We start from the raw sequence: 13,874 nt of genomic DNA on the forward strand, positions 1-13,874 counted from the left end.
GGAAATTATATTATACGAAGGAAAGTAATGAGAAAAATCATACTAATCACAGCAATCACAGCAATCGCAGCAACAAGCCTCTTCGCTGCAGACAAGTCTGCAAGAGATATACTCAATAAAGCTTACCAATATGTTGGGAGTATGGATAAATACGCTTTTACGGCAGTTATCATAGATGATGAAATGCAAGATGGCAAAACTACAGAAAAATATAAACATACAGCAGTTGTAAAAGTAGATAGACCGGGTAAACTGCGTATAGATACTACAGGAACTGTTAAAAACAGATCAAACTACCTCAATGAGGGCAGCTTTACAATGATCGATCATGGTCATAACTATTACGGTCAAATTAAAACACCAAAGACCATTGATGCGTCACTTGATGTTCTTTTTGAAAAGTTTGGTATCAGAGCACCTCTTGCACAGCTTATTTATAGCGGCATGGATAGAAAAGTGAAGTTTAGAACAAGTAAATACTTTGGTACTAAAAATGTAGGTGGCGTAGAGTGTGACTATGTAGCGTTTAAAAACGGTACAAGAGAACTGCATGCCTGGATAGCTACAGGAGATGCACCATTGGTGAAAAGTTATAGTATCATCGATACAAGTACTGATTCTTCATCAAGGATCAATACATCGGTAACCTGGAATACCAATGCAAATATTTCAGACAGCGATTTTGTTTTTGTAGCACCAAAAGGTTCATCAAAAATATCAGTAAACAGAGCAAAGTAAGAAGGGATTGAGATATGAAAAATAAAAATATATTTTTAGTAAAATTTGCAGTAGTTGCTGCAATGATAGGTTTTTTCTCTCCATCAGTGAGTGTTAAAACAAATGTTCCATCAGGAAACGGTTTTGCTGCAATGCCTATAGAGATGAATGTTTCTCTCTTTACCCAGGCAGAGGCTAGACGAGGTGGCGGTGGTGCCCGTAGAGGTGGAAGTGCTAACCGAAGTCGTAGTAGTAATCGTAACAGAAATACCAATAAAAACAGAAATACTAACAGAAATGTAAATAAAAATGTTAATAGAAATGTGAACAGAAACGTTAATAAAAATGTGAATGTAAACGTAAACAATAACCGTCGTTACTATGGTGGTCACAGTCGTGGATATTATGGTTATTATCGAGGCGCTCCACTTATGGCGTTCACTACAGGTTTAGTGATAGGTTCTGTGATCGCAGCCTCAACTATGCCAACTACCTGTACAACAGTTGTTGCTAATGGTGTTAGTTACAGAAGATGTGATAACTCATATTATCAGCCATTCTATGAAGGTGATACATTGGTATATAAAGTGGTATCTTCTCCTTATTGATTTTTAAATATACATTCAATAAAAAAGACTAAAACAAACATAAAAAAGAGAGAGAAATGAAAAAGATAATAACGGGATTGTTGCTTACTTTAGCACTAATTGCAGGTTCCTATGCAGAAGAAGCACCTAAGAGTCCTAGTGCTGTTACTACGGCAAACCCTGATGTTTCAGCAGAGAGTCTTCACTTAATGGTTAGACATATGACAGGTGATGAACTTTTTGTAGAAGCTGACGGATGGTTGGTTTTACTGAAAGAAGCAGCTAAAAAAGTATATGATACTAAACTTTCAGTGCAAGAAAAGAATGACCAAATAGATGCTTTAAATGCACAGGACAACAACCAGACAGCAGCAGAGGAAAGAGAGGGGATCAAACAGAAGATCACTGTGGCAAAGGAAGAGAAAGATGCTATCCTTGAAGAACAGACAAAACTGCGTGCCCAAAGAAAGACCATGGTAGCTCGCCTTGATACAGTACTGGAAAATATCAATGAAAAGATCGGTACAGATGCAGATGGTAAAGAGTTAGAAAAAGTACTTCCATACCGCCGCTATATCGATACCGTGAGTGGCATCTCTTTAGAAGTGACCGATGCCCAATCTGCATGGACGACAGTCTCCGGATGGGTTATGTCAGATGAAGGTGGTATTTACTGGTTGATCAATATTGCAAAATTCCTTGCTATCATTTTTATGGCTATGTTTATCTCTAAGCTATTAAGCAGAGGAGCAAGAAAAGCATTAGAACATACGCCAAGTAATTCACAACTTTTGAATGACTTTATTGCTAACATTATCCACAAAGTAGTGATGCTTATAGGAGTTCTTGTTGCTCTTGCAGCACTCGATGTCAATGTTGCACCGATCATGGCAATGGTAGGTGCCGCAGGTTTCGTCGTTGCATTTGCACTACAAGGAACTCTCAGTAACTTTGCAAGCGGATTGATGATCATGCTTTACCGTCCTTATGACATCGGTGATGTTGTAGATGTTGCGGGCATCATCGGTACAGTTGAGTCTATGACACTGGTATCGACAAGCATTGTAACTGCCGACAATAGACTTATGGTCGTTCCAAACAACTCGATCTGGGGTAACATCATCACCAATGTAACCCATAGTGATACACGTCGTGTAGATATGACATTTGGTATTGGTTATGATGATAACATTGAACAGGCTCAGAATGTTATGGAACAGATCCTCTCAGAGCATCCACTGGTACTCAAAGATCCTGCACCTACTATCAAAGTAAATGAACTTGCAGATTCATCTGTTAACTTCATATGCCGTCCATGGGTTAAAACAGCTGATTACTGGACAGTCTTTTGGGAAGTGACCCGTACTGTTAAAGAACGTTTTGATGAAGAAGGTATCTCCATCCCTTATCCTCAGAGTGATCTTCATATTATTGGGCAAAATACAGAGACAGACAGATCAGAAAACGAGCATAATAAAACAACTTACACTAAAAAATCACATGATACTCTAGATATAAAAGAGATGGATGTGAATGACGATCAGTAATGAAACAGGTGATAAGTGAAGGCTAAGTAAGTTTGGCCTCTGCTTATTTTATTAAGAATATACTTTATGATATTAAAAATAAAAGGAAAAGAATGAAAAAAACAATATTGATCTCAACGATCGCAGTAACAGGGCTTTTTGCAGATATGATGACAGACATGGCAACAGATGCTGCTATGTCTCAAGCAAAAACTGAAGCAAGATCACAAGCAGTTAAACATATAGCAGGTGATGATGCTATGAAAAAAGAACTCGTTAACAAGGGTGCAGATGAAGTATTGGGTAAAGAGAACCCTGTAGACAAGATGAAAGCAGACGCTCTTGGTGGTGTTATGGGTTCTAAAACTTCTTTGCCTGATGCAGGTAGTTTACTTGGTGGTGCAACTAAAAAAGAGACTTCACTTGAAGATAAAGCTACAGATATGGCAGTAGAAAAAGCTGTAGGCTCAAACCCTCTTAAAAAAGCAGCAGCTAAAGAGGCAGTGAAGTCAGCACTTTAATATCTCTTTATAAACTCCTTTACAGTTCCAAACTTTGTTTGGAACTGTATCTGAAACTACTCAAAATTAACTCTCCTTTTTTAAATCCAATTTTTTATCCTAAACTTTTAATTTTTTTAATATATAACGTGTCGGAAATCTAATAAATCCCATTCTTACTATTATTTTACTATAGTTTATAGATTAGTAATTTATATAAAAAAATAAAATTAGGAAAACTAGATGAAAAAAATTTCAAAAAAGATCATAACACTCTTTGCCAGCACCATTTTACTGGCTACAAATCCATTATCAGCATCAGAGGCAGTAACTGTTGACAATTTCGTTCGTGCAGAAACAGACATGACCTTGAAACGTTATGTTGATCAGGGAGGATTTGGAAAGTTTTTCCACATTCGTAAGCCCACACCAATCGACCAACAGGATGTAATCCGCATGAATCGTGACACACTGTATTCAGGTGCGGTATTTGACCTAACTGAGCCAGTAACACTTATCAAACCAGAATCTAAAGGTAGATTTCAATCGATGCAAATTATTAGTCAGGATCATTCGATGCAACCTGTTGAAGAAGGAGCGGGTACGTTTACTCTTACTCAGGATAAGATCGGCACACGCTATGTATTTGTTATCATTCGTACATTCATGAATGCCAATGATCCTGATGATGTCAAAAAAGCAAATGCCTTACAGGATAAAGTTGAAATTAAACAGTCTAAGATAGGGTCATTTAGAATTCCAGACTGGGATGAAACTTCACTCAAAACAGTTCGTGAGGCTATCAATGTACTTGCTTCTACTAAAACCAGTTCTGAGGGACTTTTCGGTGATAAAGCAAAGTTGAACCCAATCGACCATATGTTGGGTACTGCATTCGGATGGGGTGGTAGCCCAAAAGAAGCTGCTATGTATATCAATGGAGTTCCAGCTGAAAATGATGGAAAAAAACCATACACACTGACTGCAAAAGATGTACCTGTTGATGGGTTCTGGTCTATTACTATCTACAATAAAAAAGGCTTTATGGAAAAGAATGACTTAGATGCGTATTCGTTCAACAATGTGACAGCAAAACCTAATGAAGATGGGAGCATCATCATTCACCTTGGAGGTGATTCAAGCCAAGTAAATTATCTTCCTATTACTGAGGGTTGGAACTATATTATTCGTCTTTACCAACCTCGCAAAGAGATCATTGATGGTTCATGGACTTTTCCAGATCCTAAACCAGTTCAATAATAAAACTGGTAATACATAATAAGGTGCTTGCAGTTGGATGCTTCAGTGTTCTTTACTCTGCACCGATGAAGCACAATATTACATGAATCTGTAGTTTATATAATCTTCAGTCAATTCTTCTCCTATTTGGGAGTGTCTGTAAAACTTTTCTCCTCTTAGAAAGCAAAACCAAACTTATTATCCTAAACTTTTAATTTTTCAATATATAACGTGTCGGAAATCTAATAAATTATATATCGTGGTTTTTAAGAGTATACTTTATCTTTAAAATATATATAAGGATGAAAAGATGAAGAAAAGTACAAAATTTCTACTTGCTTTGGGTCTAGGACTTGCTGTTGTAGCAATGCCAACTCAGGCATTGGCAAAGAAGCCAAATATTTTGGTTATTTGGGGTGATGATATTGGTCAGTCGAACATTAGTCAATACACACATGGATTGATGGGGTATAAAACACCCAACATAGATAGTATCGCTCAAGATGGTGTAACATTTACAGACTATTATGGTGAACAGTCTTGTACTGCGGGTCGTTCCTCCTTCATCATGGGGCAGAGTGTGTTCCGTACAGGTCTCTCTAAAGTAGGTGTACCTGGAGCAGAAGAAGGGATGCAAAAAGAAGATCCTACTATTGCAGGACTTCTTAAGGCTCAAGGGTATGCTACAGGACAGTTTGGTAAAAATCACTTAGGGGATAAAGATGAAATGCTTCCTACCAATCATGGTTTTGATGAGTTTATGGGAAATTTGTATCATCTTAATGCAGAAGAAGAACCTGAAAATTTAGATTACCCTAAAAACCCGGAATTTAGAAAAATGTTTGGACCTAGAGGTGTCATCCACTCTTTTTCAGATGGGAAGATAGAAGATACAGGTCCACTCACTAAAAAGCGTATGGAGACTGTGGATGATGAGACCGTGGCTGCAGCTTTAGACTTTATCGAGCGTCAAGCCAAAGCAGATAAACCTTTCTTTGTATGGTGGAGTGGTACGCGTATGCACTTTAGAACCCATGTAAAAGATGAACTTAGAGGTATTTCAGGACAAGATGAATACTCTGACGGAATGGTAGAGCATGACAGACATATTGGGCAGTTCCTTACAAAACTGGATGAACTTAAAATAGCGGATAACACACTGGTATTTTACTCTACAGACAATGGACCACATATGAATACTTGGCCAGATGCTGCGATGACACCTTTTAGGGGTGAGAAAAACACCAACTGGGAAGGTGGCTGGAGAGTACCTGCTATGGTGAAGTGGCCAGGACACATCAAGCCGGGAACATGGTCCAATGAGATCATGCACCATATGGACTGGTTACCTACATTCTTGGCAGTAGCTGGAAATGCCACCATTAAAGAAGATCTAAAAAAAGGTGGTGTAAAAGCGATCAGTCGTGAGTATAAAGTACATCTTGATGGCTATAACTTCCTTCCTTACTTAACAGGCAAAGAAGCCAAAGGTCCTCGTAAAGAGATACTCTATTTCTCAGATGATGGTGACTTAACTGCGTTACGTTATAACGATTGGAAAGTGACTTTTATGTATCAAGAGGTTGAAACTACTTTTAGAGCTTGGATGAACCCGTTTACTATTCTCAGAATACCTCTTATTACGAACTTACGTCGTGATCCGTATGAACGTGCAGAGAAAACATCTAACACTTATTATGACTGGATGATTGACCGTGTTTATCTTTTGTTTGGAGCAAGAGCATATGTGGCAAATTTCCTTGCAACATTTCAAGAGTTCCCACCTCGTCAGAAAGCTGCATCATTTAACTTAAGTGATGTATTGGAGAAAATGCAAACGCCGGTTAGCAAATAGAAAATAGGAACTTTAAAGGCTTTGCCTTTGAAGTTTTATATATGGTATTTGTTTCTAGTGTGGTGATAAGAAGCAATAAGCTTATTATTTGTAACATATTAGAAGTTTTATGAGGTATATACTTCTTTGCACCTTGAGATTATCAAAGTGACACTTTTACGACAATATGTTTCATTATACTTTAAACCTGAATTATGCAATAGAAATTGCAAATTAGCATTTATTATAAAGGGAAAAATTATGTTTCGTATACTACTCTCACTTATTTTACTTCTCTCGCTATCACAAGCTCAAGAAAATCTTGTATCATGGAATGATGGAAAATCCAAAAGTAATATTATCTCTTATGTTAACGCTGTGACGGATGTTAATAGTTCGGATTTCATCCCTGTGGTAGACCGTATCGCGGTGTTTGACAATGATGGTACACTTTGGAGTGAAAGACCTGTATATTTTCAATTTTACTTTGCTATGGATCGGGTAAAAGCATTGTTGCCACAACATCCGGAGTGGAAAAGTACACAACCTTTTAAAGCAGTGATCGAAGGTAATATGAAAGAGGTTATTAAAGGTGGGAAAAAAGGGCTTCTTGAACTCATTATGGCTACACATACAGGGATGAGTGATGAGGAATTTGATGCTATCGTTATTGACTGGATAAAAACAGCAAAACATCCGACGAAAAATGTACCCTACACCGATCTTGTATTTCAGCCAATGCTTGAACTTTTAGAGTATTTGCGTGCTAATGATTTTAAGACATTCATTGTTTCTGGTGGTGGTATAGACTTTATGCGCCCCTGGGCATCAGAAGTGTATGGTATTCCCACAAATCAAATTATTGGATCAACGCTTTCAGTAAAATATGAAAATGGCAAGATCATAAGAGTACCAAACTCAAATACGATCAATGATAAAGAGGGAAAACCGGTCGGTATTCATTATCACATTGGTAAACGTCCTGTTGCTGCCTTTGGAAACTCTGACGGTGACTTTGCCATGATGGAATATACAGAAGGAAACAAAAAATATAAAACCTTACAGCTTTATGTTCACCACACTGATGATAAGAGAGAGTGGGCTTATGATAGAAAGTCACATATTGGTAAGCTTGATAAAGGTTTGGATTATGGAAAAGAACATAACTGGACGATCGTTGATATGAAAAATGAGTGGAAAGTTATTTATCCTTTTGAGCTAAAGAAATAAGATGCAAAAAAGATCAGTATCACTTGTTTTAGGGAGTGGTGGTGCCAGGGGTTTAGCACATATTGGGGTGATTTGTTATCTTGAAGAGAAGGGCTATGAGATCAAATCTATTTCAGGTTGTTCCATGGGTGCACTGATCGGTGGATTTTATGCTGCTGGAAAGTTAGATGACTATGCAGACTGGTTGATAGAACTTGATACCTTTGGTATGGTAAAACTTCTTGATTTTAAAGGTTCGGGAGGGCTTGTATCCGGGGAGACCTTGATGAGTGAAATGAAAAAACTCATAGGTGAACATCAAATCGAATCTTTACCCATTAAATACACAGCGATCGCTTCAGATGTAAAGGCAGAAAAAGAGGTATGGATAAATCATGGCTCTTTACTTGAGGCTATTCGTGCATCGATCTCTTTGCCACTCTTTTTTACTCCTTATCATTTGCATGGGCGAGATCTTATAGATGGTGGAGTACTTAACCCTGTGCCTATTGCACCCACATTTAATGATAAAACCGACCTTACCATCGCTGTAAATTTAGGTGGTGATATTGATGTGTCTTTAACTGAAGTAGTGGAAGATGAAGTTGATTCATTTCATGAAAAGGTTATAGAATATCTTAAAGATGTTGCGATCCCTGATACCTTTACTTCACGAAACAGTATGATCAAAATTGCAGATCAGTCTTTTGATGCGATGCAGGGAACCATAGCAAGGATGAAGCTTTCCGCTTATCCTCCGGATATAGAGATAGAGATCCCTCGTAATCTTTGTGGCACGTTAGAGTTTACCCGTGCCCAAGAGATGATCGATTACGGATATGAAAAATGTAAAAAAGTTTTCGGGTAAATTAAATATAAGTTCTTAGGTTGATTTTTATATGCCACTTATGGCATAATAATAAAAAGGATATATTATGACAAGATCACAACTCATAGATAAAATTGAAACTAGAAAAAAAGAGTTGGGTATCTCTATAGAAAATCTTGCAAAGTTAAGTCATAGTGGTGTAAGGACTGTCAACAGATTGTTTGCCGGAGAAGATGTAAAACTAAGTACTGTAGAGAAGATCACAAATATTTTAGGATTGGATTTTGCAGGTAATGAAACAGTAGCATTAAAAGAACTTGAAAAAAAACGAGCAAAGCAGAAAGCGATATTTATGGTTTCACTGGTTCAGGGCACCTCTGCTTTGGAACTACAAGGGTTAGAAAAAAGTACTCTTGATAAGATGATACACAGGTTTGAAAAAGAGTTTTTGACAGGTTCTTATAGAGATCGGTTGTGGGTAGCATAGTGATCGATAGTACAAAGCCTATGGATGATGCAACACCGTTAGATGATATTTCGGGATTGAAATTATCGAAAGATAGAGCATATTCACTTAAAGAGATATATATCAAAGAGGCTGAGAATATAGCAAATGCAACTTTAAAATATCTTTCAGCCCAACCGACAAAGAAGGAGGCTTCTTTTTCTTATGCATGGTTGCTAACACTTCATGAAGAGATGTTTGGTGATGTATGGGAGTGGGCAGGTAAGCTTAGACAATGTGAATTGTCTATAGGTGTTAAAGCTTATTTGGTCTCTACAGAGTTAAAAAAGTTAGTTGATGATATAGAGTTTTGGAATAAAAACAGAACGTTCGATAGCATAGAAATAGCTACAAGGATACACCACAGGGCAGTTAAAATTCATCCATTTCAAAATGGAAATGGTCGCTGGTCCAGGATGTTAGCCAATATATATCTGAGACAACATGGACTTATGCCGGTACGTTGGCAAGAAGATCTGTTGGCAAAAGAGAATCCCAATAGAGACAAATATATTAGAGCACTTAAAAAAGCTGATAATGGAGATTATCAAGCACTCATTGAGATGCATAAAATTACATATTAAGGAACTACTATGACGCCATTCGAATCTATTCAAATACTTCAACAAAGAATGAATGCTTCTATCATTGGTCAAGAGAATATCGTTGAGCGACTTATCATTGGTCTGTTAGCAAATGGGAATCTACTTGTAGAGGGACTTCCCGGGCTGGCAAAGACCAGAGCTGTAAGAGCAATGGCAAAGTCGATCGATTCTAAGTTCTCACGGATCCAGTTTACTCCGGATCTGCTCCCTTCAGATGTGACCGGTTCGGAAAATATGTATGAAGAGGGTGGGGAGTATAAGTTTCGTTTTGAAGAGGGGCCTATTTTTGGAAACATCATCTTAGCAGATGAGATCAACCGTGCGCCAGCCAAAGTACAGGCCGCGATGCTTGAAGCAATGGAAGAGAGGCAAGTTACTGTGGCGGGAAAAACACATAAACTTCCTAAACTTTTCATCGTTATGGCAACTCAAAACCCTATAGAACAAGAAGGAACATACCCCCTTCCTGAAGCTCAAAAAGACCGTTTTTTGATGCATGTGAACATTACCTATCCTGATGCAGCTTCTGAGATAGAGGTAATACGACTGGTACGTGGGGAAAAGAGTGGGAAAACCAAAGAAAGTATAAAAGAGAGAATTCCTCAAGAGATGATCTTTTCTGCACGTGATGAGATCGCCAATGTGAAGAGTACTGAGATAGTCGAACAATACATTGTTGATCTTGTGTTTGCTACACGTTATCCTGAAAAGTATGATGAAAAACTGTCTTCTCTCATAGACATTGGGGTGAGTCCACGGGCTTCTTTGGGATTGGATCAGTGCTCGCGTGTGTATGCCTGGATGCAAGGTAGAGACTATACGACACCTGAAGATGTACGTGCAGTTGTTCATGATGTCTTTCGTCATCGTATCACTCAGAGTTACGAGGCACAGTCAGAACGTATCTCTAATGATGAGATCATAGACAAAGTGCTTCAACTGGTTGCACTGCCGGCATAATCCATGAGAATAGATGAAAAAAGAGATGAAAACGGTGTTTATGTAACACTGAATGAACTATTGAAATTTGGCCATGTGGCTAAAGGATTTAGCTTTCTGCCTTCCCAACCGGTACATTCCATTTTAAGTGGTCGACACGGCTCAAAAGTACGTGGTCGGGGTATGGACTTTTCTGAAATGAAACAGTATGTACAGGGGGATGATCCTCGTTCTATGGACTGGAAGGCAACTCGACGTACAGGTAAGCCATACATAAGAGTCTTTAACGAAGAGCGTGACCGTAATGTCTGGCTGGTGGTCTCTCAGAGAAATTCTATGTTTTTTGGTACAAAAATGATGATGAAATCTGTTGCAGCAGCACATTTAACAGCAATTTCTGCTTTTCGTGTAGTGGGTTCAGGTGACCGTGTAGGTGCAGTTGTTTACAATGATGAAACTTTAAAATTTTTCAAACCACAGCGAAGCAAACAAGGGGTGATACACATCCTCTCTGAAGTGGTAAAACAGAATCAGGCACTTCATGCTTCCAATTCTAACAATACCAAAGATAGACTCAATGAAGCACTTAAGATCGTCTCTGCCACAGCAAAACATGATGACTTGGTTATTCTGATCGGTGACGGCAGGGCTATGGATGAAGAGAGTACCAGATATATCACTGCATTAAGTGCACATAATGATGTCATCGCTGCACTGGTGTATGACCCTATGGAAAAAGAGTTACATGCTTCAGGCTCACTTTTTTTGAGTGATGGGACTGTCTCTGTAGATGTAGACAGTAGCTCACAGAGCTTTCAAAAACGCTTTTCGGGGAGAATGGAAGAGCGTGTTGAAGGATTGATGCATTTATCTAAAAAACATACGATTCCTCTTTTTAGCATATCAACAGAACGACCGGTACTTGACCAGGTACAGGAACAGTTGGGAGCAGCTGTTTCTGCAAAAAGGAGAGTGTGATGGAAAGTAATGTGACTGTCAATGCTTCTTTGGATCAACTGCATGACATCATTATCCCTCCTGCTGTCTCGTACTGGCCGCTTGCTCCGGGTTGGTATGCTTTGGCTCTGTTGGTACTTACCTATGGCATTTACGTAGGGTTGAAGTATTGGTCTACCTATCAAAAGAACCTCTATCGTCGTGAAGCGCTGAAAGTTTTGTCTGGAATGAAGTTAGGAGAAGATACAAGCAAAGAGATAAGTACTTTGTTAGGACTGATGAAGCGTGTGGGGCTTCAACACTTTGGGCGTGAAAAAGTAGCAGCATTAAGTGATGATGCCTGGTGGGACTTTATGGAAAAACACTCCAAAACTAAAGTAGATGTAGAAGTACGGGAACTTAGCCAAAAGATCCTCTACTCACCCTATGCAGAAGCTACGACAGAAGATGTAAAACTGATATCTAAAGTGGCAAAAGTATGGATAACAACGCATAAAGGTGAAGCTGATGCTTGAGTTTTTACATCCTTTAACATTTATTTTGTTGTTAGCTCCATTTTTAGTGGCTTACTTACCTTTACGATATATTAGCAGACGCTCTGCCTTACGGATTAGCTTTATGGAAGACATACGTAGTGTGCAGGGAAATAAAGAACAAAGTATGGGTATTTCCCGAGCTACATTGTTTCAAAAACTTCTGCTTCTTTTGGTCTGGTCTCTTGTTGTGATAGCATTGGCAAAACCACAACTTATCGGGGAACCTATAGTCAAAGAGATATCGCAACGTGAGATACTGGTTGCAGTGGATCTTTCGGGTTCTATGTCTACTCAGGATTTCAAAGGGAAGGATGGTAAAAATATAGACCGTCTTGAAGCAGTAAAACACGTACTTTCTGCCTTTTTTGAAAAAAGAAAAGGGGAGAAGATAGGGCTGATACTCTTTGGCTCTGCTGCGTTTGTGCAGTCACCTTTTACTCAGGACTTGGATGCACTCAATCATCTTCTTTCCGAACTACAGGTTGGCATGGCAGGACCACAAACGATGATAGGTGACGGCATAGGTCTGGGTGTTAAAATGTTTCGTGAAGGCAATGTTACTGACAGAATGTTGATCTTGATGAGTGATGGAGATGATACAGGTTCAAAGATACCACCAAAGACCGCAGCTAAACTTGCGGCTGAAAATGATGTTAAGATCTATAGCATTGCTATGGGTGACCCTAAAAATGCAGGTGAACACCCTATAGATACGGAGACACTCAAAGCGATCGTTTCTGAGACAAAAGGGAAGTTCTATTATGCCTGGAACAGTGAGGAACTTGTAGAGATCTATGATGAGATAGACAAGTTGACACCTAAAAAGGTTGAAGAGTTGAGTTACCGTCCGGTAAGAGAGCTTTATATGTACCCTTTAGCCTTAGGTTTGTTGCTGATGTTCTTATATACTTTGGGACTGATGGGCAAAAAAGAATGGGGAGGTCGGCATGAGTAGTTTGGAGCTTTTTCATCTGCTAAGACCTTGGATGTTACTTTTGTTGATACCGGGATGGTTGTTTGTCTGGTGGTTACTGAGACAACAAAATGACATTTTACGTTGGAAAGCCATAGTAAATCCAAAACTTTTGTCTCATCTTCTGCTTGAATCAGGAGAAAAGGTATCTAAGATACAAGCTCCCTGGCACTTGGGTATCGTATGGACTGTTATCATCCTGGCACTCAGTGGTCCAGCTTGGCAGCTCAAACCTGCACCTTTCACTGAAGATGAAGCGCAGATCGTCTTTGTAATGAAGGTAACAGAGAGTATGGAGACCAAAGACCTTACTCCCTCTCGTCTGAAAAGGGCTGTGTTCAAAATGAAAGATCTGATGGATCTGCGTCCAGATACCAAAGCTGCACTTGTGGCATACAGTGGTTCTGCGCATTTGGTACTACCTTTGACAAAAGATCATGCCATTTTAAATACTTTTTCTCAAGCACTGAGCCCAGGTATCATGCCCCAAAAAGGTGATAACCTCAAAGATGCTCTTCTGCTTGCCTCCGAACAGTTTGATAATGAAGGAGGTACGATTGTTGTCTTTGCAGATGCTGTTGATCCTGCACAGGCTAATGCACTAAGTAAAAAAGGTTTAACACAGGATGCAAAAGTGCTGTTTCTTGCAGTGGCTTCGCCTGAACTGCTTGATGCTAAAGGCTTTGAACAGAGTGTATCTCTCTTAGGTGCTGAATGGACTGGGATGACCGTAGATGATCAGGATGTTAAAAAGATCGCTTCATGGGTCGATACGGCATTTCAACAGGCAGGCGCAAAAGATGATACACGTTATGAAGATGGTGGCTATATGTTGATACCACTTATTCTTTTGCTTATGCTCTTGTGGTTTAGACAAGGGTTTATAGCTGAAGCCTGGAGAGTATCATGAAAGGTATC

At 39.0% G+C, this 13,874-nt stretch carries 15 protein-coding genes; all 15 read left to right on the forward strand.

Going from position 1 to position 13,874, the window contains the following annotated elements; all coding sequences use genetic code 11:
* The first annotated feature begins 27 nt into the window (after positions 1-27).
* The 15 genes from ACLHDG_RS05605 (at position 28) to ACLHDG_RS05675 (ending at position 13,866) form a co-directional block, all read left to right on the forward strand.
* Positions 28-738 carry a DUF2092 domain-containing protein gene (locus ACLHDG_RS05605; protein WP_415408005.1) on the forward strand — a complete coding sequence of 237 codons (711 nt, stop codon included), beginning with the start codon at positions 28-30 and terminating at the stop codon, positions 736-738.
* 14 nt (positions 739-752) lie between these two features.
* Complete coding sequence (locus tag ACLHDG_RS05610; protein ID WP_415408006.1) at positions 753-1,325, forward strand: hypothetical protein; 573 nt, start codon at positions 753-755, stop codon at positions 1,323-1,325.
* Between the two features lie 56 nt (positions 1,326-1,381).
* A complete protein-coding gene (locus ACLHDG_RS05615) occupies positions 1,382-2,851 on the forward strand; it encodes a mechanosensitive ion channel domain-containing protein (protein ID WP_415408007.1) in 1,470 nt (489 codons plus the stop codon).
* Between the two features lie 92 nt (positions 2,852-2,943).
* Entirely contained in the window at positions 2,944-3,351 is a 408-nt protein-coding gene (locus ACLHDG_RS05620) for a hypothetical protein (RefSeq protein WP_415408008.1), read from the forward strand.
* A gap of 222 nt (positions 3,352-3,573) precedes the next feature.
* On the forward strand, positions 3,574-4,590 hold the full coding sequence (locus tag ACLHDG_RS05625; protein WP_415408009.1) for a DUF1214 domain-containing protein: 1,017 nt from the start codon (positions 3,574-3,576) through the stop codon (positions 4,588-4,590).
* Positions 4,591-4,879: 289 nt separating this feature from the next.
* The gene (locus ACLHDG_RS05630) at positions 4,880-6,424 is read left to right on the forward strand and encodes an arylsulfatase (RefSeq protein ID WP_415408010.1); all 1,545 of its coding nucleotides are present in this window, start codon (positions 4,880-4,882) and stop codon (positions 6,422-6,424) included.
* 240 nt (positions 6,425-6,664) lie between these two features.
* The gene (locus ACLHDG_RS05635) at positions 6,665-7,633 is read left to right on the forward strand and encodes an HAD family hydrolase (RefSeq protein ID WP_415408011.1); all 969 of its coding nucleotides are present in this window, start codon (positions 6,665-6,667) and stop codon (positions 7,631-7,633) included.
* Between the two features lies 1 nt (position 7,634).
* Complete coding sequence (locus tag ACLHDG_RS05640) at positions 7,635-8,480, forward strand: patatin-like phospholipase family protein (protein WP_415408012.1); 846 nt, start codon at positions 7,635-7,637, stop codon at positions 8,478-8,480.
* Between the two features lie 67 nt (positions 8,481-8,547).
* Positions 8,548-8,928, forward strand: coding sequence for a helix-turn-helix domain-containing protein (locus tag ACLHDG_RS05645; protein WP_415408013.1), 381 nt, complete (start codon positions 8,548-8,550; stop codon positions 8,926-8,928).
* Positions 8,916-9,530, forward strand: a complete 615-nt coding sequence (locus ACLHDG_RS05650) for a mobile mystery protein B (RefSeq protein WP_415408014.1) — start codon at positions 8,916-8,918, stop codon at positions 9,528-9,530. The genes ACLHDG_RS05645 and ACLHDG_RS05650 overlap by 13 nt, the downstream gene beginning before the upstream one ends.
* Positions 9,531-9,539: 9 nt before the next feature.
* The gene (locus ACLHDG_RS05655; RefSeq protein ID WP_415408015.1) at positions 9,540-10,511 is read left to right on the forward strand and encodes an AAA family ATPase; all 972 of its coding nucleotides are present in this window, start codon (positions 9,540-9,542) and stop codon (positions 10,509-10,511) included.
* Between the two features lie 3 nt (positions 10,512-10,514).
* Positions 10,515-11,468, forward strand: a complete 954-nt coding sequence (locus ACLHDG_RS05660) for a DUF58 domain-containing protein (protein WP_415408016.1) — start codon at positions 10,515-10,517, stop codon at positions 11,466-11,468.
* Positions 11,468-11,962: a DUF4381 domain-containing protein gene (locus ACLHDG_RS05665; protein ID WP_415408017.1), complete on the forward strand. Its 495-nt coding sequence runs from the start codon at positions 11,468-11,470 to the stop codon at positions 11,960-11,962. The genes ACLHDG_RS05660 and ACLHDG_RS05665 overlap by 1 nt, the downstream gene beginning before the upstream one ends.
* Positions 11,955-12,938 carry a VWA domain-containing protein gene (locus ACLHDG_RS05670; RefSeq protein ID WP_415408018.1) on the forward strand — a complete coding sequence of 328 codons (984 nt, stop codon included), beginning with the start codon at positions 11,955-11,957 and terminating at the stop codon, positions 12,936-12,938. Before ACLHDG_RS05665 ends, ACLHDG_RS05670 begins: the two co-directional genes overlap by 8 nt.
* On the forward strand, positions 12,931-13,866 hold the full coding sequence (locus ACLHDG_RS05675) for a vWA domain-containing protein (protein WP_415408019.1): 936 nt from the start codon (positions 12,931-12,933) through the stop codon (positions 13,864-13,866). Before ACLHDG_RS05670 ends, ACLHDG_RS05675 begins: the two co-directional genes overlap by 8 nt.
* Positions 13,867-13,874 lie beyond the last annotated feature (8 nt).

The sequence above is a fragment of the Sulfurovum iocasae genome, from assembly GCF_047716765.1.
In the GTDB taxonomy this organism is placed as follows: Bacteria; Campylobacterota; Campylobacteria; order Campylobacterales; family Sulfurovaceae; genus Sulfurovum.

Bases quoted from the DNA above. Each gene is read 5' to 3' on its own strand.
- ACLHDG_RS05610 (WP_415408006.1), top strand. From the start codon at position 753: ATGAAAAATAAAAATATATTTTTAGTAAAATTTGCAGTAGTTGCTGCA.
- ACLHDG_RS05645 (WP_415408013.1), top strand. From the start codon at position 8,548: ATGACAAGATCACAACTCATAGATAAAATTGAAACTAGAAAAAAAGAG.
- ACLHDG_RS05655 (WP_415408015.1), top strand. From the start codon at position 9,540: ATGACGCCATTCGAATCTATTCAAATACTTCAACAAAGAATGAATGCT.
- ACLHDG_RS05615 (WP_415408007.1), top strand. From the start codon at position 1,382: ATGAAAAAGATAATAACGGGATTGTTGCTTACTTTAGCACTAATTGCA.
- ACLHDG_RS05660 (WP_415408016.1), top strand. From the start codon at position 10,515: ATGAGAATAGATGAAAAAAGAGATGAAAACGGTGTTTATGTAACACTG.
- ACLHDG_RS05625 (WP_415408009.1), top strand. From the start codon at position 3,574: ATGAAAAAAATTTCAAAAAAGATCATAACACTCTTTGCCAGCACCATT.
- ACLHDG_RS05675 (WP_415408019.1), top strand. From the start codon at position 12,931: ATGAGTAGTTTGGAGCTTTTTCATCTGCTAAGACCTTGGATGTTACTT.
- ACLHDG_RS05605 (WP_415408005.1), top strand. From the start codon at position 28: ATGAGAAAAATCATACTAATCACAGCAATCACAGCAATCGCAGCAACA.
- ACLHDG_RS05640 (WP_415408012.1), top strand. From the start codon at position 7,635: ATGCAAAAAAGATCAGTATCACTTGTTTTAGGGAGTGGTGGTGCCAGG.
- ACLHDG_RS05635 (WP_415408011.1), top strand. From the start codon at position 6,665: ATGTTTCGTATACTACTCTCACTTATTTTACTTCTCTCGCTATCACAA.
- ACLHDG_RS05665 (WP_415408017.1), top strand. From the start codon at position 11,468: ATGGAAAGTAATGTGACTGTCAATGCTTCTTTGGATCAACTGCATGAC.
- ACLHDG_RS05630 (WP_415408010.1), top strand. From the start codon at position 4,880: ATGAAGAAAAGTACAAAATTTCTACTTGCTTTGGGTCTAGGACTTGCT.
- ACLHDG_RS05620 (WP_415408008.1), top strand. From the start codon at position 2,944: ATGAAAAAAACAATATTGATCTCAACGATCGCAGTAACAGGGCTTTTT.
- ACLHDG_RS05670 (WP_415408018.1), top strand. From the start codon at position 11,955: ATGCTTGAGTTTTTACATCCTTTAACATTTATTTTGTTGTTAGCTCCA.